The organism is Nocardia abscessus NBRC 100374 (assembly GCF_000308455.1).
Lineage (GTDB): Bacteria > Actinomycetota > Actinomycetes > Mycobacteriales > Mycobacteriaceae > Nocardia > Nocardia abscessus.
In genome coordinates, this window is record NZ_BAFP01000100.1 from 1 (window position 1) to 21,861 (window position 21,861).

The 21,861-nt window shown below is 69.5% G+C and carries 19 protein-coding genes, 1 tRNA gene and 2 pseudogenes; 7 read left to right on the forward strand and 15 right to left on the reverse strand.

Features of this window, described 5'->3' with window-relative positions; translation table 11 throughout:
• The 6 genes and pseudogenes from ON19_RS19970 to ON19_RS19995 form a co-directional block, all read right to left on the reverse strand.
• Positions 1-601: pseudogene (locus ON19_RS19970) on the reverse strand (hypothetical protein); the annotation flags it as partial.
• 37 nt (positions 602-638) lie between these two features.
• A complete protein-coding gene (locus ON19_RS19975) occupies positions 639-1,661 on the reverse strand; it encodes a glycosyltransferase (RefSeq protein WP_218006453.1) in 1,023 nt (340 codons plus the stop codon).
• Positions 1,662-1,723: 62 nt separating this feature from the next.
• Positions 1,724-1,855, reverse strand: a pseudogene (locus ON19_RS19980) (glycosyltransferase family 1 protein); the annotation flags it as partial.
• 408 nt (positions 1,856-2,263) lie between these two features.
• The gene (locus ON19_RS19985; protein WP_043694924.1) at positions 2,264-2,479 is read right to left on the reverse strand and encodes an Rv3202a family protein; all 216 of its coding nucleotides are present in this window, start codon (positions 2,477-2,479) and stop codon (positions 2,264-2,266) included.
• Positions 2,480-3,014: 535 nt separating this feature from the next.
• Positions 3,015-3,090 (reverse strand) — tRNA-Gly (locus tag ON19_RS19990).
• A gap of 71 nt (positions 3,091-3,161) precedes the next feature.
• Complete coding sequence (locus ON19_RS19995) at positions 3,162-4,364, reverse strand: MFS transporter (protein ID WP_083899499.1); 1,203 nt, start codon at positions 4,362-4,364, stop codon at positions 3,162-3,164.
• Positions 4,365-4,457: 93 nt separating this feature from the next.
• Between ON19_RS19995 and ON19_RS20000 the strand changes: the two genes are divergently transcribed.
• The gene (locus ON19_RS20000) at positions 4,458-4,787 is read left to right on the forward strand and encodes an ArsR/SmtB family transcription factor (RefSeq protein WP_043694989.1); all 330 of its coding nucleotides are present in this window, start codon (positions 4,458-4,460) and stop codon (positions 4,785-4,787) included.
• Positions 4,788-4,809: 22 nt separating this feature from the next.
• Here ON19_RS20000 and ON19_RS20005 read toward each other — a convergent pair whose 3' ends face one another.
• The 5 genes from ON19_RS20005 to ON19_RS20025 form a co-directional block, all read right to left on the reverse strand.
• Positions 4,810-5,232, reverse strand: a complete 423-nt coding sequence (locus tag ON19_RS20005) for a hypothetical protein (protein WP_043694927.1) — start codon at positions 5,230-5,232, stop codon at positions 4,810-4,812.
• Between the two features lie 146 nt (positions 5,233-5,378).
• Positions 5,379-6,719, reverse strand: a complete 1,341-nt coding sequence (locus tag ON19_RS20010) for a M16 family metallopeptidase (protein ID WP_051169096.1) — start codon at positions 6,717-6,719, stop codon at positions 5,379-5,381.
• 38 nt (positions 6,720-6,757) lie between these two features.
• Positions 6,758-9,034 (reverse strand): polyribonucleotide nucleotidyltransferase, encoded by a 2,277-nt coding sequence (locus ON19_RS20015; RefSeq protein WP_043694934.1) that lies wholly within the window; start codon positions 9,032-9,034, stop codon positions 6,758-6,760.
• 798 nt (positions 9,035-9,832) lie between these two features.
• Positions 9,833-10,102 carry a 30S ribosomal protein S15 gene (rpsO, locus tag ON19_RS20020; protein WP_039799352.1) on the reverse strand — a complete coding sequence of 90 codons (270 nt, stop codon included), beginning with the start codon at positions 10,100-10,102 and terminating at the stop codon, positions 9,833-9,835.
• Positions 10,103-10,292: 190 nt separating this feature from the next.
• Complete coding sequence (locus tag ON19_RS20025) at positions 10,293-11,264, reverse strand: bifunctional riboflavin kinase/FAD synthetase (RefSeq protein ID WP_051169091.1); 972 nt, start codon at positions 11,262-11,264, stop codon at positions 10,293-10,295.
• A gap of 460 nt (positions 11,265-11,724) precedes the next feature.
• Here ON19_RS20025 and ON19_RS39045 point away from each other — a divergent pair, with 460 nt between their 5' ends.
• The 4 genes from ON19_RS39045 (at position 11,725) to ON19_RS20045 (ending at position 14,692) form a co-directional block, all read left to right on the forward strand.
• Positions 11,725-12,180 carry a cupin domain-containing protein gene (locus ON19_RS39045; protein WP_063709466.1) on the forward strand — a complete coding sequence of 152 codons (456 nt, stop codon included), beginning with the start codon at positions 11,725-11,727 and terminating at the stop codon, positions 12,178-12,180.
• A gap of 1 nt (position 12,181) precedes the next feature.
• On the forward strand, positions 12,182-13,369 hold the full coding sequence (locus tag ON19_RS20035) for an aminotransferase-like domain-containing protein (protein WP_043694939.1): 1,188 nt from the start codon (positions 12,182-12,184) through the stop codon (positions 13,367-13,369).
• Positions 13,366-13,785: a hypothetical protein gene (locus ON19_RS20040; RefSeq protein ID WP_051169093.1), complete on the forward strand. Its 420-nt coding sequence runs from the start codon at positions 13,366-13,368 to the stop codon at positions 13,783-13,785. Before ON19_RS20035 ends, ON19_RS20040 begins: the two co-directional genes overlap by 4 nt.
• 238 nt (positions 13,786-14,023) lie before the next feature.
• The gene (locus tag ON19_RS20045) at positions 14,024-14,692 is read left to right on the forward strand and encodes a metal-dependent transcriptional regulator (protein WP_043694997.1); all 669 of its coding nucleotides are present in this window, start codon (positions 14,024-14,026) and stop codon (positions 14,690-14,692) included.
• A 217-nt stretch (positions 14,693-14,909) separates the two neighbouring features.
• Here the strand turns inward: ON19_RS20045 and ON19_RS20050 are convergent, their stop codons facing one another.
• Together ON19_RS20050 and ON19_RS20055 are read right to left on the reverse strand one after the other, a co-directional pair.
• A complete protein-coding gene (locus tag ON19_RS20050; protein WP_086006671.1) occupies positions 14,910-15,989 on the reverse strand; it encodes a tartrate dehydrogenase in 1,080 nt (359 codons plus the stop codon).
• Positions 15,990-15,999: 10 nt separating this feature from the next.
• On the reverse strand, positions 16,000-17,472 hold the full coding sequence (locus ON19_RS20055; RefSeq protein WP_043694946.1) for an NAD-dependent succinate-semialdehyde dehydrogenase: 1,473 nt from the start codon (positions 17,470-17,472) through the stop codon (positions 16,000-16,002).
• A gap of 133 nt (positions 17,473-17,605) precedes the next feature.
• Here ON19_RS20055 and ON19_RS20060 point away from each other — a divergent pair, with 133 nt between their 5' ends.
• Positions 17,606-18,847 (forward strand): aspartate aminotransferase family protein, encoded by a 1,242-nt coding sequence (locus ON19_RS20060; RefSeq protein ID WP_043694949.1) that lies wholly within the window; start codon positions 17,606-17,608, stop codon positions 18,845-18,847.
• 67 nt (positions 18,848-18,914) lie between these two features.
• Entirely contained in the window at positions 18,915-19,409 is a 495-nt protein-coding gene (locus ON19_RS20065; RefSeq protein ID WP_043694952.1) for a DUF3830 family protein, read from the forward strand.
• Between the two features lie 47 nt (positions 19,410-19,456).
• Here the strand turns inward: ON19_RS20065 and ON19_RS20070 are convergent, their stop codons facing one another.
• Together ON19_RS20070 and ON19_RS20075 are read right to left on the reverse strand one after the other, a co-directional pair.
• The gene (locus tag ON19_RS20070; RefSeq protein ID WP_083899500.1) at positions 19,457-20,857 is read right to left on the reverse strand and encodes an amidase; all 1,401 of its coding nucleotides are present in this window, start codon (positions 20,855-20,857) and stop codon (positions 19,457-19,459) included.
• A 12-nt stretch (positions 20,858-20,869) separates the two neighbouring features.
• Positions 20,870-21,835 (reverse strand): D-2-hydroxyacid dehydrogenase, encoded by a 966-nt coding sequence (locus ON19_RS20075; protein WP_043694958.1) that lies wholly within the window; start codon positions 21,833-21,835, stop codon positions 20,870-20,872.
• Positions 21,836-21,861: the final 26 nt, after the last annotated feature.

The window sequence follows — 21,861 nt, forward strand, 5'->3', positions numbered from 1 at the left end:
TGACCAGAGCCGCGCCCGGAATCGGGACGGGCCCGTGCGGATGGGGGTCCCAGACGATTGGGACGTGGGCGGCGTGGGCGCGCAGCAGCGTACGTATCTGCGGGTGGGCCGCGATACCGCGGCCGTAGTCCGAGACCAGAACGGCGTGCGCCGCCGCGACCACGGCATGCGCCTCCTCGGGCAGCGGGTCCGCGCCGACTCGTCCGGTGCCGGAATCCATTCTGGCGATCAAGACGGGCCGCGTGAGCTGCCTGGCCTTGGTGTGCCCGTTCGGGCTCGCCCACGGGCCGACCGCTCGCACCCGTTGCTTGCAGACGGTCGAACCGCGCAGGGGCAGGGCGATGACCCGCACATGCCGATCCAGCAGCCGACGCAGCCGCGCGGCCGCCTCGTCCGCGGCGAAACCCGCGATGAGCACCACTTCCCGGTGATCGGACGCGGCGAGCCGGGCCGCCAAGGCGGCGCCACCCGGCCGGAACGTCCGGTTCGCGACGTCGACGACCGGAGCCGCCGCTTCCGGGCTGCACCGGTCGGCGCGGCCGTCGATGTCTATGTCGAGCATCGCGTCGCCGATCACGACGAGCGGATCGCCCGCTGCCATCACTGCCGCTCCAGGCGTGCGATCGAGACCCGGCCGCTCATCCGGGCCCGCCCGGACCCGTCGCGACAGCGTCGACCAGCAGGTCGTCCCATCGCCGCACGAAGTCGTGGATGCCGAAATGCGTCAGTGCCCAATGCCGGGCAGCTTTTCCCGCTACCTCGGCCGCCATCCGATCGCCCAGGAAGTGCCGGACGGCCTGGGTGAGTACATCAGGGTCGGCCGAGACCACGCCGGCTTCGGGCGGAATCGACGCGTGCGCCTCGGTGGCGGCGACGGCGACGACGGGCATGCCCAGGTGCATCGCCTCCAGGACCGACAGCCCGAGCGAAGTCCAGCGCGGCGTGTGCACGAAGACGCGCCGCCGCGCCAGTTGCCGGTGCAGGCGATCCTGGACGTGCTCGCCCGCGCCGTGCACCCGCCGAGACGAGCAGCGCAACGCTTCGTGCACGTTCTCGGTGCCGATGCCGTAGACGTCGATCGGGGCGGCCCGCGACAGCGGGACGAGCAGGTCGGTGCCGTTGACACGCCAGCGCAGCACCGGTTCGTCGACGACCGTCGCGGCGCGCGGGAGTTCGCCGGTGTAGGAGTAGCCGGGGTCCGGCACGCCGCGCGGAATTACGGTCACCGGAGTGCGGCCGCTGTCCCACATCAGCCGATTGAAGTGCGTCACGTGGACCAGAGTCAGGTCGGGACGGTCCGCGAGCGGGTGCCTGGACAGCGCCGCGTGCTGGTCAGGGGTGTTGTGCTCGACGTACAGCACCGGCACGTCGACGCCGGGCCTGCACCGCGACCATTCCCCGATCAGATCCAGTTCGCGCGGGCGCTGCGCCACCACCACGTCGATCGATTCGCCCGCGAGCGCGTCCGGCGCCACTTCGACGGCCGTGTCCGGCCAAGGACGCCCGCACCGCCCCCGGGCCCATGTGCCGAGCCGGGAATCGAACGGAATCAGATAGCGATGACCGCCCTGGACGAATGACGTCGTCCAGGAGCCGTGCACGTGCCAGACGAGCACGTTCAACCGCCGTCCCGTCGCGCGCCGGGCGCGGGCGTCGGTCACGGCCGAAAGCTCTCGGTGGACGGGCAGACCAGCGGCTCTCCGACGGTGGTCGTGTCTGGTGAGACCGTCACGTCGTGCCCACGCCGCGCCATCGCCGCCGACAGTTCGGCCACGTGCACGTTCTGTTCACCGGCGTCGACACCACCGAGCTGGGCCAGCGGGCTGGCGTGGTCGGACACCATGGCGATCTTCACTGCCGGCTCCGTTTCGTCGCGGACGACTGGATCGAGTAGCGCAGTAGCCGATCGGGCCGCACCGCGACAGCCCGCCACCTGCGGACATGCCCTGGCCGCCCGGGCCGAAACATCGATCGCGAAAACCCGGCTGTGGCGGGCCGCCGCTCACAAGAGGCGGTGACCGGACCTCCGGAGCTCCGCTCGCCGCGCGGCGGGCTGCCGGCTGGGCGGGTAGGGACGCGGTGCGTACGGGCGAACGGTCGCCGCTTCGGGGCCGTGGTCGGTGATGGTGGTGGTGAGGACGACGGTGCCGTGCCGCCATTCGGTCCCCGTGGCTGGGAGGAGGGCGCGGTGCGCGCGAAGGGCTCGCGATCGGATCGGGGAATGCGTTGTGGTCGTCACGGGAGCGTGGGGCCGGAGTTCGGGTCAGTAGGCGAGCGGGTACTCGTCGTCGGGGAGCGGGGTGAGGATTGCTTGTTCGAACCGGTCGACTCGGTCGGCGTGGTCGAACGCTTCCCGGATGCGTTCGGCCAGTGGCGTGGGTGCCGTGGCGTCGATTCCGGTGTGCTCACGGCAGTCGACAGGTGACCGCTGTTCGAGGTGATCGGCGGTGCTGCCGGCGGGAATCGTCGAGTTGTTCACGGTGGTCCTCCTGGTTCAGGCCGTCGCGGATGCGGGAGCCGCGGGCCCGGACGTCGGTGCCGGGCCCGCGTCGGAAGAGAGTGACGTGACGATTGGATCGGTCCGAGCATCACCTGCCTTTCTCATTCCTCGTACCTCCGATTGATCTGCGGTCCCCGTGCGAAGGAAGGCCCGCGCTCGCGCGGATGCGGCAGGGGCGCCGGATCCGGCGACGTCCGGTGGCCACTTCCGCGGAAAGCCACAGCGCGGTTACTCCCTGGGGGCCGAGTCGGTTGTGGTCACACCTCCAGCTCACACCGTTCTGATTCACCGGGTCAAGATAACCTATGTCTATTCAGACAGATTTCTTATAGCACCATACAGAGTGGGATGCAAGGGCTTGACAGAGAAAATCCGCCCGCATTACAGCATGATCGTACGGATGGTCCGGAAATGCGACATCGCCGCAGGCCGGGGGGTATACGAGAATCGCCGCGCCGAGAATCAGGACAGGACGCGGCTCGAGGGCTTCGGCAGAGACGGCCGGGGAGTTTCGTGGAGCGGATGACGGGATTCGAACCCGCGACCCTCACCTTGGCAAGGTGATGCGCTACCAGCTGCGCTACATCCGCACTCGCATCGCGGCGTCCGCGATGCGACACAGAACATTAGCGGACACGCGCGGCAAAAAGCCAATCGCCGCTCATGCCGCCCGGTCGCGGCGCAGGCCGAGTCCGGCCGCGATCAGGCAGGCCAGGGCGACGACGCCGACGAACCAGGGGAACACGGTGCTCAGGCCCCAGGTGGTGGCGGCCCAGCCGGCCAGGATGGTGGGCAGAGCCATCGCCGAGTAGGCCAGCAGGTAGTACGCGGACATCGTCTCGCCGCGCTTGTGCTGCGGCACCACTTCCGACAGGTGCCGCAGCGAACCGCCGAAACCGAGTCCGAAAGTCGCCCCGAGTGCGACACCCGCGGCGAGCACCGCGATCCAGTGGTGCGTGGCCAGTGCGGGCACGGTCAGCAGCAGCGCCAGCGCCATGCCGATGTCGCCGAGGATCGCGGCCCACCGGGCGGGCACGCCGGTCGCGAACAGTTGCGCGGTGGCACCCGACAGCGCCGTCGAGGCGACGACGGCGCCGCCGAAGACCAGATTGTGGATGCCGGTCTGCTGCGCGGCCAGCGACGGGTACAGCGACAGCAGCACGCCCAGCACCGACCAGGCCGCCATCACGCCGATGGCCGAGAACCAGAAGTCGGCGCGGATTTCCTGCGGCACCGCGGGTTTCGCGATCCGGATGCGCCCGGCCACCCGGGCGGAGTGCGGCTCGCGCAGCGCGAGCACGCCGACGCCGATGGCCAGGCAGACGACGGTGATCACGACGTAGGGGGTGCGCAGCGGATGCGGCGCGTACTGCGCCAGCAGCGCCGAGCCCAGGATGGCCACGGCCATTCCCACATTGAACGCGACGCCGCTGAGCTGCCCGGACCGCGCGCCACGGTGCGGGCGCAGGTCCAGCAGCGCGGCGGCTCCCGCGACCACGGTCGAGCCGACCGCGATCCCGTGCAGCGCTCGCGCCAGCAGCAGCATGGGCACACTGTCGGCGAGCACGAATACCCCCAACCCGGCGACCATCGTGGCGAAGGCGCCGAGCAGCACCGGCTTCCGGCCCACCACATCGGAAATCCGACCGGACACCAGCACCGCGCCCAGGGCGGCCACCGCGTAGACGGCGAACACGATGGTCGTGGTGAGCGGCGAGAGATGCCACTGCTCCTCGTAGATGCCGTAGAGCGGGGCGGGCACGCCGGAAACCCCGAGCGCTACGCCGGTGGCCGCGAGCACCAGGGCGTAAGCCCAGCGCTGCGCGGTCTGCTCCTCGACGGCCACCGCCATCGTCGCTGCCATCGGAACTCCGATCGGGTAAGTTTGATGATCATCGAACTAGAGTCGACCATACCTCCGGTACGACGATCATCAAACCTGGGAGTGATCCAGATCATGACCGATGTCCGTGGCGCGGAGCAGCAGGCGCCCTCCGTGGCCGCGCTGCCCACAGTGCTCAACGCGCTGCAGGACCCGGTGCGATTGGAGATGGTGCGGCGGCTCGGCAACGCGGGAACGGCGGTCCGCTGCGGCGCGCTCTACGAGGTGATCAACAAATCGACCGCCACCCACCATTTCAAGATCCTGCGCGACGCAGGCGTCATCGAGCGCCTGGTCATCGACGGGCACACCTGCCAGCGCCTGCGCATCGACGACCTCGAATCCGCCCTGCCCGGGCTGGTGCCGACGATCATCGCGGCCGCCAACCGCGCCCGGCAGGAATGACGCAGCCGGCGCAGACGCGCGCTCAGCAGTTGTCGAAGCGCCACTGCCCGTCGATGAATGTCCAGGTCGCCGGCTTCCGGTCGTCCTGGGCCGCACGGGCGTCGAAGTTCTCGACCGTGACCGTCCCCGTCGATCCCGACGTGGTGACGGTGACCTTCGACGGCTTGGACTTCAGGTCCCTGCCGTCGTAGAGCTGCGCCATCGACGCCACGTAGTCGTCCTGGTTCAGCGTGAGCCTGCAACGCGCGGAACGGAACCGGTAGGCGGCGGCGTAGTCGTGGGCGGCCAGCGCGTCGGTCATCTTCGTGGCTTCCTCGCGCAGCGCGTCCGCGGTCGGCTCCCCCGCCTTGCCCGCCTCCGCGTCCGTTCCGCCGCACCCGGCCAGTACGAGGATCGGCATCGAAACCGCGCCCAGCACGCGAAGGGCCCGATTCGTTCGGTTCATCTCGACTCCTTGGCAGAGATCGCCGGATCCGACACCCGGACAATCGAGTTCAGCGCCCTCCGGCGGGACCGACGGCCGGGCGGCCGAAACGATATCGCGCCGACGGATTTCCCGCCAAGCCGCGGGCGGATCGCCCGCGGCGAGGATCAGCTCGGCACCAGCCGCCGTACCGTGGCGGGCAGGTCACGGGTGCGCTTGTAGGGTCCGGCGACCGACGCGGCGAAGGGTCGAGCCAGCAGTGTGCGCGCGATGGCGGACACCTCGTCGGTGGTGACGGCGTCGATGCGGGCCAGGGTCTCCGACACGCTGCGGTGATTGCCGTAGCTGAGTTCGCTGCGCCCCAGACGGTTCATGCGCGAGGCGGAGTCCTCCAAGCCGAGCACCAGCCCGCCGCGCAACGAGCCCTTGGCCCGCGCACACTCCGCGTCGGTGATGCCATCGGCGGCCACTTCCTCCAGCACGCCGCGCGCCAGGGTCGCCACCTCGCCCAGGTTCTCCGGCTGGCAGCCGATGTAGACCGAGAACGCACCGGTGTCGGCGAACGTGTCGACGCTGGAATACACCGAGTAGGCCAGCCCGCGCTCTTCCCGGATGCGCTGGAACAGCCGCGAACTCAGCCCACCGCCGACCACCGTGTTCAGCACCGACAACGGCCAGCGCCGCTCCCCCTCGTGCCGCCCGAAGGCGCGCACGCCGAAAGCCAGGTGCGCCTGCTCGCTGTCGCGATGACTCCATTGCAGCTGCGGCGCGGCGTTCGGCCGGAACCGGCCCTCGCGCCGCCGCGCGGGCGTCGCCGCCGGATCGAGCCGATTCTCGAAGGCACGATGCACCAATTCCACGGTGTGCTCGTGCTCCACGTTGCCCGCGACGGCGACCACCATCCGGTCCGGCCGGTAGCGGCGCAAGTGGAAGGACCGCAGCTGCGCGGCCCGCATCCCCTCGATGGATTCGATGGAGCCGATCACCGGCCGCCCGATCGGGTGATCGCCGAACAGCGCGGCCAGGAACGAGTCACCGACCAGGTCCTCGGGGTCGTCGTCGCGCATGGCGATCTCCTCGAGCACCACCTGCCGCTCCACGTCCACGTCCGACGACCGGCACAGCCCGTTGAGCACCACGTCGGAGACCATGTCGACGGCCAGGGGCAGATCCTCGTCCAGGACGTGCGCGTAGTAGCAGGTCTGCTCCTTCGCGGTGAACGCGTTGAGCTCGCCGCCGACCGCGTCCATCGCCTCGGCGATGTCCAGGGCCGACCGCGTCGGCGTCGCCTTGAACAGCAGGTGCTCCAGGAAATGCGCGGCGCCCGCGACGGTCGGGCCCTCGTCGCGCGAACCGACCCCCACCCAGACGCCGACGGACGCCGACCGGACGCCGGGCAGATGCTCGGTGACCACGCGCAACCCGCCGGGCAGGACGGTGCGCCGCACTCCGCTGTCCGAATCCGCCCGCAGCTCGAGTGACGAACCCCCCCGCCCGGTGTTGAGCAGAGGGGTTGTCGTCTTCTTCTTCGTCACAGGGACAAGTACTACTCGGTCCCGGCCGAGCCCGCATCGGCCGCGTCGTCGCCGGGCTCCTCGGCGTTCTCCTCGACCGGCACGAGCGAGATCTTGCCGCGGTTGTCGATGTCGGCGATCTCCACCCGCAGCTTGTCGCCGACGTTCACGACGTCCTCGACCTTGGCCACGCGCTTGCCGTTACCCAGCTTGGAGATGTGCACCAAGCCGTCGCGGCCCGGCAGCAGGGAGACGAACGCGCCGAAGGCGGTGGTCTTGACGACCGTGCCCAGGAAGCGCTCGCCGACCTTCGGCAGCTGCGGGTTGGCGATGGCGTTGATCGCGTCGATCGCGGCCTGCGCGGACGGGCCGTCGGTCGCGCCGACGAACACGGTGCCGTCGTCCTCGATGGAGATGTTGGCGCCGGTGTCCTCGGTGATCTGGTTGATCACCTTGCCCTTGGGGCCGATCACCTCGCCGATCTTGTCGACCGGGATCTTGATCGCGGTGACGCGCGGCGCGTACGGGCTCATCTCGTCCGGGGTGGCGATGGCCTCGGCCATCACGTCCAGGATCGTGGTGCGCGCGTCGTGGGCCTGGCTCAGCGCACCGGCCAGCACCTGCGAGGGGATGCCGTCCAGCTTGGTGTCCAGCTGCAACGCGGTGACGAACTCGCGGGTGCCCGCGACCTTGAAGTCCATGTCGCCGAAGGCGTCCTCGGCGCCGAGGATGTCGGTCAGCGCGACGTAGCGGACCTCGTCCTCGCCCTTGTCGTTGGTGATGGTGTCCGACACCAGGCCCATCGCGATACCGGCGACCGGCGCCTTCAGCGGCACACCGGCGTTCAGCAGCGACAGGGTGGAGGCACACACCGAGCCCATCGAGGTGGAGCCGTTGGAGCTCAGCGCCTCCGAGACCTGCCGGATGGCGTACGGGAACTCCTCCTGGCTGGGCAGCACCGGGATCAGCGCCCGCTCGGCCAGCGCGCCGTGACCGATCTCGCGGCGCTTGGGCGAACCGACTCGCCCGGTCTCACCGGTGGAGAACGGCGGGAAGTTGTAGTGGTGCATGTAGCGCTTGCTGGTCTCCGGGCCGAGCGAGTCGACCTGCTGGGCCATCTTCACCATGTCCAGGGTGGTGACGCCCATGATCTGGGTCTCGCCCCGCTCGAACAGCGCCGAGCCGTGGGCGCGCGGTACGACCGCGACCTCGGCCGACAGCGCACGGATATCAGCGAGCCCACGGCCGTCGATACGGAAGCCGTCGGACAGGATGCGCTGGCGCACCAGCTTCTTCGTGACCGAGCGGAACGCGGCACCCAGTTCCTTCTCGCGTCCGGCGAAGTCGTCGCCGAGCCGGTCGAGCACGGCGAGCTTGATCTCGTCGATCTTCTCCTCGCGCTCCTGCTTGCCCGCGATGCCCAGCGCCTCGCTCAGCTCGCGCTTGGCGGCGCCTTCGACGGCCTCGTACACGTCCTGGCCGTACGGCGGGAACAGCGGGAACTCTTCGGTCGGCTTCGACGCCAGCTCGGCGAGGTCCTGCTGCGCGCGGCACAGGCGGGCGATGAACGGCTTGGCGGCCTCGAGGCCCTCGGCGACGACGGTCTCGGTCGGCGCCTGCGCGCCACCGTCGATCAGCTCGATCACCTTGTCGGTGGCCTCGGCCTCGACCATCATGATGGCGACGTCACCGGAGTCGACCACGCGGCCCGCGACCACCATGTCGAACACGGCGCCCTCGAGCTGCTCGACGGTCGGGAAGGCCACCCACTGGCCTTCGATCAGCGCGACACGCACGCCGCCGACCGGGCCGGAGAACGGCAGGCCCGCGATCTGGGTGGACGCGGACGCGGCGTTGATCGCCACCACGTCGTAGAGGTCGTTCGGGTCCAGGCTCAGCACGGTGACCACGACCTGGATCTCGTTGCGCAGGCCGTCGACGAACGACGGACGCAGCGGCCGGTCGATCAGTCGGCAGGTCAGGATCGCGTCGGTGGAGGGGCGGCCCTCACGGCGGAAGAACGATCCGGGGATGCGGCCCGCGGCGTACATCCGCTCCTCGACGTCGACCGTCAGCGGGAAGAAGTCGAACTGGTCCTTGGGCTGCTTGCCCGCGGTGGTGGCCGACAGCAGCATGTTCTCGTCGTCCAGGTAGGCGACGACCGAACCGGCGGCCTGCCGGGCGAGGCGTCCGGTCTCGAACCGGATGGTGCGGGTGCCGTAGCTGCCGTTGTCGATCAGCGCGACGGATTCGAATACGCCCGGTTCGACCTCGACGGCCGAGCTCTTGCGTTCAGTTGTTTCGGTCATTCTTCTCTCTCAACCTCTCGTCTTCGCCGGCTCGAGCGCTCGTCGGGCGCGATCCGGCTGTCGTCAGCCGTACCGGGTACGGACGCGCGGCAACCTTCGTGGCTGCGACGCGCACACCCGGCCGAATCCCCTTGGAGACGGCGACGCGGAGGCGGTCATCGATCGAAGCCCGACGGCGCCAACTCGCTGCCGATAGGCCACTACCGAAGACCGACGCCACGCGGGCGGGTGCATACGGCTGTGCAATGTTGTCGTGCGCAGGGGGGCGATCCACCCCTATACACAAATAGCCAACGAGGCGATTGTACGTCTCCCCATCGGCTGAACCAGCGACCGCCTCGGACACCCACGTGTCGAGCAGCCGGTTACCACTTCCCCGCCCCGCATCGAGTCACCGGTCACCTGGGAAACCGACCCCTGCGAGTCGGCCGAGGCCCCCACCTGCACGGGAACCGAGTCGTCGATGCGTAGAGATTCTCGCTGATCTGCGGGCAAAGCCTCACCCGGCTATCAGTGTGACCGCGCTCCGGGTGGCCATGGTCGGTACGCCTCAATGTCGACTCACCGCATCCCATGGAACTCGAACTCCAGGTATCGCCCGTGCGACCGCCGCAAGGCAACGGCCGACAACGGGCGCGCAAGCTACCCCGAATCGGAACCGAATCGGCCCCGCCACGTCTTTCGAGCGAAGCGAGACCGAGCATTGCCCGTTCGTGGCCCGGCTCGCGTCCGAGCGGCCGCCGCGTCCGCGACGAAGTCGCCAGCGGCGGTCGCTCGGACGCGAGCCACTGGAAAAAATTACCGCCTGAGCCCGAGCCGCTCGATCAGCGAACGGTAGCGGTTGATGTCGTTGTCCTGCAGGTACTTCGACAGCCGCTTGCGACGACCGATCAGCGCCATCAGACCGTGGCGGGTGTGGTGGTCGTGCTTGTGCTTCTTCAGGTGCTCGGTGATGTCGGCGATCCGCTTGGACAGCAGCGCGATCTGCGCCTCCGGCGAGCCGGTGTCCTTCTCGTGCAGGCCGTACTCGGCGAGAATCGCCGACTTCTGCTCGGTGGTCAGCGCCATGGGGCATCCACTCCTGTTTCTCAGTTCCGCGCTCGAATGTCCGGTTACCCGGGTGCGGGCGCCACCGCGGACCGCAGCAAACCCGAGGGACCACCCTACCGGACCGGGCTCTTCCTGCCGAAATCGCAGGTCGATCGGCACGGCCTGCCGCACCGGGCGTGCGGCGCTCGACTTCATGAAGTCCTGACGCTCACCCGGCGTCGACGGCGATGAGAATTTTGCGCGCGGTCTCCACGTCGCGACCCATGCACTCGATCAGCTCGTCCACGGACTCGAACTTGCGCTGCCCCCGGATGTGCTCGACGAAGTCGACCGCGACGTGCTGGCCGTACAGATCGGCCTCGCCGTCGAGCACGTACGCCTCGACCGTGCGGGCGCGGCCGGAGAAGGTCGGGTTGGTGCCCACCGAGATGGCGGCCATGGCCCGCTCACCCGGGGTGACGGTACCGATGGTGGGGCCGGGGCCGAGCACGGTGAACCATCCCGCGTACACGCCGTCGGCCGGAATCGCGGCGTGCATCGGCGGAGCGACGTTCGCGGTCGGGAAACCGAGCTGCTTGCCGCGGCCGTCACCGTGCACGACGACGCCTTCGACCCGGTGCGGCCGCCCCAGCGCCTCCGCCGCGGCAGCCATGTCGCCCGCGTCGACGCACGCGCGGATGTAGGTGGAGGAGAAGGTCACGGCGTGTTCGGCGAGCAGTGTCACGCCGTCGACCTCGAAGCCGAATCGCTTGCCGAGTTCGCGCATGGTCTCGACCGTGCCCGCGGCCTTCTTGCCGAAGGTGAAGTTGTCGCCGACCACCACCTCCACCACGTGCAACCGCTCCACCAGCAGATCGTGGACGTACCGCGCGGGGGTCAGCTTCATGAATTCCTGAGTGAAGGGCATGACGCAGAACACGTCGACGCCCAGTTCCTCGGCCAGTTCGGCACGGCGGGTCAGCGTGGTCAGCTGCGCGGGGTGCGAGCCGGGGCGGACCACTTCCATCGGGTGCGGGTCGAAGGTCATCAGCACCGCGGGCACGCCGCGCGCGGCGGCGGACTTCACGGCCCGGCTGATCAACTGCGCGTGGCCGCGGTGCACACCGTCGAACACACCGATCGTGAGGACACAGCGCCCCCAGTCCGCGGGCACCTCGTCGAGACTTCGCCATCTCTGCACAGTGCGCAGCCTACGCAAATCAGGTAGCGAACAGTATTCGGGCGTGCTGATCTCACACAACACTTCCGCGCGCCGGGAGGTGGCGAGCGGGGCCGGATCGGCGCACCGGCGTCGTCCGCCCGGCCGGGCGACCCGTGACCCGTCCGGAGCGGACGCCGACCGCGTCGGCCCGTCGGGCCGGTCCGACCGAGCGGGGCGCGTTCACGGCACTGCCGTATTTCGCCGCCGAGAGTTAACCGCCGAGTGGCCGAGGCCTCACGCGACGGTGCGATTCCGTGCGCGGGCGTCGGTGATCACGACATCGCCGACGGAAACTTCGCGCACCGGAAACGTGCCGGACGGATTGGTGAAAGTGCCGGGACACCCAGGGTTTTCCACGCTCCCACAAGCTCGTCTCTCGCCAGCAGCGGGAATGGTCTAGCGTCCAGTTCGATCGGCGAGAAAAGTGTCCGGAGTACCCATGAAAAGTGCAGTCAAGCAGGTTCGTGTGATCAAACCGTCCGACGCGGCGGAGACTTTCGGACGACAACGACAACGCCTCACTCCCTGCGTAACCACGGAAACCTGTGGTGCGACCGGTATTTCGGCCGGGATGGTCACCATGCCCCCTGGCGCCATGTCGAAAGCGCATTATCACGCGCACAGCGAGATCGTCGTCGTCTGTCTGCGCGGCCGGGCGGTCACGCTCATCGGCCCGCGGTTGACTCCGTATTTCCACGGCCCCGGCGAGTTCATCTATATCCCCGACGGCGTCTTGCACGTGGCGGTGAACCTGGACGAGACCGAGGACTTGGTCGCGGTGGAAATGCGGACCGATCCCCTGTTCAACGAGGACGTGGTGCTGACTCCGGAATACGACGCCGACGTGGCCGAAATCGTTGCCCGCCTGCGCGGCCAACAGCCGGTCGGCTCCTGAGATGGCCCTTTCGAAGCGCAGCCGCGGCGCGGCCGAAGTGACCAGCGGGCCGATCGACGACATCTTCGCGGCGCTGGCAGGCCGCCCCGACGTCGTCTCGTTCGCCGTCGGAGCGCCCGATCCGGCCCTGTTGCCCACCGAGCTCGTCGCGACGCTGTCGCAAGCCGTCATCGGCAGATACGGCAGCGCCGTGCTCCAGTACGGGATGACCCAGGGATTCTCCCCGCTCCTGGACGAAGCCCGGAATCTATTGCGCGATCGCAATATTCGGTGTTCGCCCGATAACCTGCACATCTCCACGGGCGGATCCGGCGCATTGCACAACGTGTGTTTGGCGCTGCTCGACCCACATGACGTGGTTCTGGTGGAAACTCCGACCTACGGCCCGGCGGTCAAAGAATTCCGCAGCCACGCCGCCACCGTCGTCGCCGTGCCGTCCGACGATTTCGGCGTGCTGCCCGAAGCACTGGAAGAGGCACTGGTCCGATATGACGTCGCATTCGTGTACCTGCTTCCGACATTCCAGAATCCGACCGGCCGGACGATGCCCGCCGAGCGGCGCGAACGAATTGCCGAGATCGTCGTCCGCCACGGCACGCTGATTATCGAGGACGATGTCTACACCGACCTGCGCTACCGCGGAGTGCCACCGCCAGCGCTGGCGTCTTTCGCGCCGGACAACTCGATCTACATCACGTCCCTGTCCAAAACGCTCGCTCCGGCGATCCGTGTCGGCATCACCGTCATGCCCGCGGATCTGCTGAAAACCGTGCTCGCCTTGAAGCAGGGCATCGATATGCAGACCTCGACCTACTGCCAGGCGATTGCCGCCGAGTTCCTGGGCAGCTCGGCCGGGGCCGAGCACCTGGCCCACGTCGTGGACGCTTACTCGGCCAAACTGGACATCTTGGACGCCGCCGTGCAACGGCATCTCCCGACCGGGTTCCGCTGGGTCGTGCCCGACGGCGGGATGTTCCTGTGGGTCGAGGGCCCGCCCGGTTTCGACGCCGACGCGCTGCTGGAGGCAGCGCTGCGCCGCGGCGTCGCCTTCCTGCCGGGAAGCGTCTGCTACGCCGAGGACGTCGCCCAGCACCGCAACACGATGCGGCTGAGCTTCGCGAACGTGCCGCGCGAGGACATCGACCGCGGCGTCGCGCTGCTGGCGTCGGTCTGCGCGGGCGCGGCATGAGTGAGCGGCATCCCGTGCTGGGCACCTGGGAGGTCATCGCCGACGGCGCTCCGTTCGGCTACCACGTGATGCAGTTCCACCCGGGCGGCACGATGCTGCAATCGAATCCGGACCACGGAAACCGCGCCACCAGTGACAGCAACGGCATGGGCACCTGGCGATCCGACGGCGACCGGGTCACCGGCGCGTTCCTGGAGTTCACCGTCGATCGAACGGATCCCGCCGTCGTGCGCAAAGGGATCGTCGCCTTCGACCTGGAAGTGACCGGCGACCGGTTCACCGGATCCGCCACGGCGACCTTCTACGAACTGTCCGGCGCACCGGTCCGCGCCCCGGTCACGGCACGCCTGAGCGGTAGACGGTTCGACGGCGCGGCCGCGCATCGCGCTGCGCTGAACCGCTCCGCAACCGCGTGACGACGTCGAGGTCAGGGCCCGCACGGCTCCGCGTCCGGAGCGGACGCCGGTCCGCCCGCTCGCGGATCAACGACGAATCGCGATTCGTTTGCGATGCCCCAACGGCGAGTCGCAGGATGTGTGGATCGGCACGCCAGTGCCTAAGCTCGGGTGTGTGCCCGGTAAACGAGATATCGCCACTCGACGCGAGTTGGCCGACGCCCCGGTTCCGGGCGATCCGCACGGCGGTACCGCGACGATCGCGCCTGTGCTCTCGTCGGTCGCCCAGGACTACCTGAAGGTCATCTGGACCGCGCAGGAGTGGTCCCAGGAGAAGGTGACCACCAAGCTGCTCGCCGAGCGGATCGGCGTGTCGGCCTCTACCGTGTCCGAAGCGGTGCGCAAGCTCGCCGACCAGGGATTGGTCGAGCACGCCCGCTACGGAGCGATCACCCTCACGCACGAGGGCCGCCGCGCCGCCATCGCGATGGTGCGCAGGCACCGGCTCATCGAGACGTTCCTGGTGAACGAGCTCGGTTACGGCTGGGACGAGGTGCACGACGAGGCGGAGGTGCTCGAGCACGCGGTCTCGGAGTTGCTGATGGCGCGCATCGACGCGAAACTCGGCTACCCCGATCGCGACCCGCACGGCGACCCGATCCCCTCGGTGGACGGCGCGGTGCCCACCCCACCCGCGCGCCAGCTCAGCGATTTCCACGCCGGTGAGCACGGCCGGGTCGCCCGCATCTCGGACGCCGATCCCGACATGCTGCGCTACTTCGACTCCGTCGGCATCGCCTTGGACACCGTCATCACGGTGGTCGAACGCCGCGACTTCGCGGGCACCATCGCCATCCGAATCGGCGCCACCGAGTCCGCCACCGACCTCGGCCGCCCCGCCGCCGAGGCCATCTGGCTCACCGCCTGAGCCGCGGGTCCGCCCGGTCGTTCGAGCGGACCGGGCAGCCGAATCGGAACGCTTCGAACCACCGGAGATGCCGGGTTGCATCGTCGGCCCGTGCCACTCGGTCCGACACCCGTCGACCGGGCCGAGGTCGACCTCACCTCGGCCCGCACCAGCACCACTATCAGGGTTGCGGCCGGCGAAACGGCGCTGGAGCGTCGACCGGGATCTCGGCGATCGGTCAGCCGAGTTCCGCCGCGGCGGGGCGGGCCAAGTCGGCCGCTCGGGCGGCGATGGCATCGCCGAGTTCGTCGGTGGTAGCCGTGCCGCCGAGATCCGGGGTGCGGACCTCACCTGCGGCGAGCACGTCGCGGACGGCTCGGTCTATCGCGGCGGCCGCGGCCGACTCGCCGAGATGGTCGAGCATCATCGCACCCGCCAGGATCTGCGCGACCGGGTTGGCGATGCCCTGACCGGCGATGTCGGGGGCGCTGCCGTGCACGGCCTCGAACATCGAGGGGCCGGTGCGCTCGGGATTGATATTGCCCGACGGCGCCAGACCGAGCCCGCCGGTGACGGCGGCGGCGAGATCGGAGAGGATGTCGCCGAACAGATTCGAACCCACGATCACGTCGAGCCGGTCCGGGTGCAGCACGAGTTCGGCGGCGAGCGCGTCGACGTGCATCTGCCGCGTCGTCACCTGCGGGTAGTCGGTCGCGACGCGTTCGAAGACACTGTCCCAGTACGGCATCGAGTGGATGATCCCGTTGGATTTGGTCGCCGAGCACAACCGCCCGGACCGTTCGGCGGCCCGCTCGAACCCGTAGCGGATGATCCGCTCGCACCCCGTGCGGGTGAACACCGACTCCTGGAGCACGAATTCGTCGGGGCGGCCCTCGTTGTGGATGCCGCCGATCCTGGAGTACTCGCCCTCGGAGTTCTCCCGCACGATCAGGATGTCCAGGTCGTCGGCGGTCCGGTCGCGCAGCGCCGACTCCGTGCCGGGCAGCAGGCGCACCGGACGCAGGTTGACGTACTGACCGAAGGCACGGCGCAGCGGGATCAGCAGCCCCCACAGCGAGACATGGTCGGGCACACCGGGAAACCCGACGGCGCCGAGCAGGATCGCGTCGAAGTCCGCGAGGCGTTCCGCGCCGTCCGGCGGCATCATCGCCCCCGTGCGCAGGTAGTTCTCGCAGGACCAGTCGAATTCGGTCCATTCCACGCCGGGGAGCACGGCGTCGAGCACGCGCACCGCCGCCGCGGTGACGTCGACTCCGATCCCGTCACCCGGGATGGTGGCGATGCGGTACTCCCTCACTGGCACTCCTTCACAGTCGCACTCCGATGTACTTGGTCTCCAGGAATTCGTCGATCCCGGTGAGCCCGCCCTCGCGTCCCAGCCCGGACTCCTTGACACCGCCGAACGGTGCGGCTGGGTTCGACACCACGCCCTGGTTGAGTCCCACCATGCCGGTCTCCAGCGCCTCGCACACCCGCAAACCGCGCCGGAGGTTCTCGGTGAACACGTAGCTCACCAGCCCGTAGGGGGTGTCGTTGGCCCGGCTCACCGCTTCGTCTTCGGTGTCGAAGACGCCGATCGCCGCGACCGGTCCGAAGATCTCGGTGTGGCACAGCTCGGCGTCGTCAGGGACGTCGGCCAGGACGGTCGCGGGATAGAACGTGCCCGGCCCGGCCTGCGCGGTCCCGCCGGTGAGCACCGTGGCGCCGCGGGCGCGAGCGTCATCGACCAGGCGCTGGACCTTGGCGACGGCCTCGCCGTCGATCAGGGGCCCGACCACGACGTCCGGTTCGGTGCCCCGGCCCATCGGCAGGGCCGCCATCCGGTCGGCGAGCCTGCGGGCGAACTCCGCGGCGACGCCGCGCTGGACGAGGATGCGGTTGGCGGCGGTGCACGCCTGGCCGATATTGCGCATCTTCGCCGCCAAGGCGCCCTCGATCGCCTCGTCCAGGTCGGCGTCGTCGAATACCAGCAGCGGCGCGTTGCCGCCGAGTTCCATCGAGGTGCGCATCACCGTCTGCGCGCACTGCGCGAGCAACTGCTTGCCGACCGCCGTCGAGCCCGTGAACGACAGCTTGCGGGAACGATCGTCCAGGATCAGCGGCGTCATCACCGCGGCGGGGTCGGCCGTCGTGATGACGTTGACCACCCCGGCGGGCAGCCCGGCGCCCGCCATCACCTCGGCCAGCGCCAACATCGAAAGGGGCGTTTGCTCGGCAGGTTTCACCACGCAGGTGCAGCCGGCGGCGAGCGCGGGCGCGATCTTGCGCGCCCCCATGGCCACGGGGAAGTTCCAGGGCGTGATGAGCAAGCTCGGGCCGACCGGCTGCCGGGCCACCAGGAAACGAGAGCCACCGGTCGGCGCGGGCATGTACCCGCCGTCCAGGCGCACGGCTTCCTCGGCGAACCAGCGGAAGAACTCCGCGGCGTAGGCGATCTCGCTGCGCGCCTCGGCCAGCGGCTTGCCCATCTCGAGCGTCGCGATCAGCCCGAGCCGGTCGGTCTCGGCCAGCAGCGCGCGATGCACGCGCATCAGCAGATCGCTGCGTTCCCGCGGCGGCGTGGCCGCCCAGCTCGGTTGCGCCGCGCATGCCGCGTCCAGCGCGGCGAGCCCGTCGGCCGGGTCCGCGTCGGCGACCGCGCACAGCGGTGCACCGGTCGCCGGATCGAGAACCGGCAGCGTCCGCGCGGTCGCACGCCACTGCCCATCGATGAACAGGCCGCGCGGCACCGTATCGATAGCGGCGCGCTCGGCTGCGCTGAGGGCGCTTTCGGTGAGCATCGTCGGTGGCTCCTTTCGTCACCGCGCAGCGTTCGGCCATTGCTGCGACCCGTGCCGCCATGTTATGCATATTGTCAACAATCCGACAATAGACAACCCCCGCATCGACCCGCGCTCCGGGAGGCGAACCACCATGACCGAGCTCTCGCCCATCCTGAAACAGGCCACTCCGGTGACCGTCGACCACGGCGCGGGGTGCTATCTCTACGGCACCGACGGCCGCCGGTATCTGGACTTCACCGCCGGTATCGGCGTCACCAGCACCGGTCACTGCCACCCGCATGTGGTCGCGGCGGCGCAGGCGCAGGTCGCGACGCTGATCCACGGCCAGTACACGACCGTGCTGCACCGGCCGCTGCTGGAGCTGACCGAACGGCTCGGCGCGGTGCTGCCCGAGGGGCTGGACGCGCTGTTCTTCGCCAACTCCGGCAGCGAGGCGATCGAGGCCGCGCTGCGGCTGGTCCGGCAGGCCACCGGGCGGCCGAACGTCGTCGTCTTCCACGGCGGCTTCCACGGCCGCACCGTGGCCGCCGCCACCATGACGACCTCCGGCACCCGGTTCTCCGCCGGGTTCAGCCCGCTGATGTCGGGAGTGCACGTCGCGCCGTTCCCCACCGCGTACCGGTACGGGTGGAGCGAATCGGAAGCCACCGCCTTCGCGCTGCGCGAACTCGACTACCTGTTCGCCACCCTCACCTCGCCCGCCGAGACCGCCGCGTTCATCGTGGAGCCGGTACTCGGCGAGGGCGGCTACGTCCCGGGTAACACCGAGTTCTTCCGCGGGCTGCGCGAACGCGCGGACCGGCACGGCATCCTGCTGGTCTTCGACGAGATCCAGACCGGCTTCGGGCGCACCGGAAAGTTCTTCGGCCATCAGCACTTCGGCGTGCGGCCCGACGTGATCACCATCGCGAAGGGCCTGGCCAGCGGGTTCCCGCTGTCGGGCATCGCGGCCTCGCGCGAGCTGATGTCGCGGGCGTGGCCCGGCTCCCAAGGCGGCACCTACGGCGGCAACGCGGTGGCGTGCGCGGCGGCCATCGCCACGCTCGACGTCATCGAATCCGAAGGGCTGGTGGACAACGCAGCCGCCCGCGGCGCACAGCTGCTGCGCGGTCTGCGCGACAGTGCCGTCAAGGCGATCGGTGACGTCCGCGGCCTCGGTCTGCTCGCGGGCGCCGAGTTCACCACGGCCACCGGCGAACCCGATCCGGCCACCGCCGCGGCCGCCCAGCGCGCCGCGGTGGACAAGGGACTGCTGCTGCTGACCTGCGGCGCGCACATGAACGTGGTCCGGATGATTCCACCGCTGATCGTGACCGATACCCAGATCGAGGACGCTCTGGCGATCTGGTCCGAGGTGCTCGCCGAGCTGTAGCGCCGGCGAACCCCATCCGTCCACCCGCCGGGCCCGACCGGCGGCACCGATCAGGAAGCAGGACCGCATGGCCCGCTACATCACCATCACGCTCACCAAAGCCGCCGTGACCTGCCGCGCCCGTCTGCTGGACGAGGAGGCTCCGCGCACCTGCGCGGCGGTGTGGAACGCCCTGCCCCAAGAAGGCGACGCCTTCCACGCCAAGTACGCCCGCAACGAGGTCTACACCCTGCTCCCCCGGATCGGCGCGGCCCCGCACCGGGAGAATCCGACGGTGACCCCGATCCCCGGCGACGTCTGCCTGTTCGATTTCGAGCCGTGGGAGATCGGCAATCCGGCCTACGGCTACGAGCCCGGCTCGGCGGCCGAGCACGAGCGCGGCGCCACCGATCTGGCGCTGTTCTACGGCCGCAACAATCTGCTGATCAACGGCGACCTCGGCTGGGTGCCGGGCAATGTTTTCGCCACGATCGAAGAAGGGCTCGCCGAGATGGCCGCGGCGTGCAACACGCTGTGGCTGCACGGCGTGCAGGGTGAGACACTCGCCTTCGCCCGCGCCTGAAGCCCGGCCAACGATGGCCCCGCGGTAACCCGCGGGGCCATCGGCGTTCAGGAGGCCAGCACGAATTCGGCGTAGCGCGCCACCGCCAGCACCAGCTCGTCCGAGTGGCGCGGGCCGACGATCTGCAGGCCGACCGGCAGGCCCGCCCGGGTCGTGCCGGCCGGGATGCTGATCGCGGGCTGCTGGGTGAGATTGAACGGGTAGGTGAACGGGGTCCACTCCGGCCAGCTGCGCAGGCCGCTACCCGGTGGCACGTCGTGGCCCGCTTCGAACGCGGGAATCGGCACCGTCGGGGTGATCAGGACGTCGTAGTCGGTATGGAAGGCGCCCATGGTGATGCCGATCTGCGCCGCCACGTTGCGCGCGGCGAGATACTCGACGGCCGTGACGGTTTCACCGCGCTCCCATACCGTGCGCAGACCGGGGTCCACCCGGTCGCGCGTGCCCTCCGGGAAGCCGGACAGCATGGTGGCCGCGCCGGCCGCCCAGAGCAGTTCGAACGCTTCGCGCGGATCGCCGAAGCCCGGATCCGCGACACCGACCCGGAGTTCGGCCTCGGCGAGGCGAGCCACCGCCGCCTCCACGATCGCGGCGACTTCGGGGTCGACCGCGGCGTAGCCCAGCGTCGGCGAGTAGGCCACCCGCAATCCGCGGACGTCGCGCTGCATTTCGGCACGGAACACGGTGAGCGTGGGGGCCAGCGAGGTCGGATCGCGCGGATCCGGCAGCGACAGGATGTCCATCAGCAGCGCCGCGTCCTCGACGGTGCGCGTCATCGGCCCCGCGTGCGCCAGGGGGCCGAACGGACTGGCCGGGAACAGCGGAATCCGGCCATAGGTGGGCTTGAACCCCACGATGCCGCAGAAAGCGGCCGGGATGCGCACGCTGCCCCCGCCGTCGGTCCCCACCGACACCGGGCCCATGCCACCGGCCACGGCCGCCGCGCTGCCGCCGGAGGATCCGCCCGCGGTGGTGGACGGGTCGGCCGGGTTGCGGGTGACACCCGCCAGCCGGCTGTCGGTGACCGCCTTCCACGCGATCTCCGGAGTGGTGGTCTTGCCGAGGAACACCATGCCGTCCTCGCGCAGCCGGGCCGCCACGGGGCTGTCCACCGGCCACGGTCCGGCCGGATCGATCGAGGTGGAGCCGCGCCGGGTGGGCCAGCCTTCGGTCAGGAAGACGTCCTTGATCGAGATCGGCACACCGTCGAGCAGGCCGCGGGCGTGGCCGGACTGCCAGCGCGCCTCGGAATCCTTCGCCTGCACCAGGGCGCGATCGGAGTCGACGAGACAGAAGGCGTTGAGCGCGCCGTCGCGGTCGGCGATCGCGCGCAGGATCGCCTCGGTCGCCTCGACGGGCGACAAGGTGCCCGCCGCGTAGGCCGAGACCAGCTCGACCGCGGTCATAGCGGTCGGGTCGGTGGGATGGTTCCTGTCGGGGTAGCTCATGGATGGGCTCCTTCAGCCGGGCACGTATCCCAGCCTTTTGTCGACCACGTTGTCCAGCGGACGTCCGGCGATCCAGTTGTCGAAATTCTCGGTGAACGCATTGACGATCTCGGTGCGCCATCCGATGAAGTCACCGGAGTTGTGCGGAGTGATCCGGACATTGGGCAGTTCCCACAGGGGGTGATCGGCGGGGAGCGGCTCGGGGTCCACCACATCGAGCGCCGCCGCGGCGATCGATCCGGTGCGCAGCGCGGCGACGAGATCGTCGGTCACAACGAGTTCCCCGCGGCCGACGTTGACAAACCTCGCGTGCGGCTTCATCGCGGCGAAGGCCGCGGCATCGAACATGTTCCTGGTCTGGTCGGTGAGTGGAGCGATCGCGACGACGTAGTCGGCACCGGCCAGTTCGGCGTGCAGATCGGTGGCCACCTCGCCGAAATCCGGATCCGACGCGCGCTCCCGCCTGCCCACCGCGCGCACGCTCATCCCGACCGCGCGCAGCAATCGGGCGATGTGGCGGCCGATCGAGCCGGTGCCGACGATCAGCGCCGTGGCCCCCGCGACCCGTTCGGATTCCCGATGCCGCCACTCGTGCCGCTGCTGCAGCAGCAGCGAGCCGGACAGATCTTTGGCGAAACCGAGAATCTGCCCGAGCACGTATTCGGCGATCGCGGCGTCGAAGACGCCCCGGGTGTTGGTCACGACCACGTCACTCGCCCGCAGCTCGGGAAACATCGCGGGGTCGACACCCGTCGACCCCATATGCACCCACCGCAACCGGTCGGCGGCGTGCCACGCGCCGGGTAGCGCGCGGGTTCGAAAGTCGTAGACGAACAAGATTTCCGCCCCGCGCAGGGCGTCGGCCAAGCCGCGCTCCTCCGTGTACCGAATGGTGGCGCGGTCTGCTAACCGGTCCATGCGCTCGGCGTCGGGCACACTGTCACTGTGCAGGACGGCGACGATCGGGCCCTGTTCCACATTGACACACTAAGATCACATCGTAT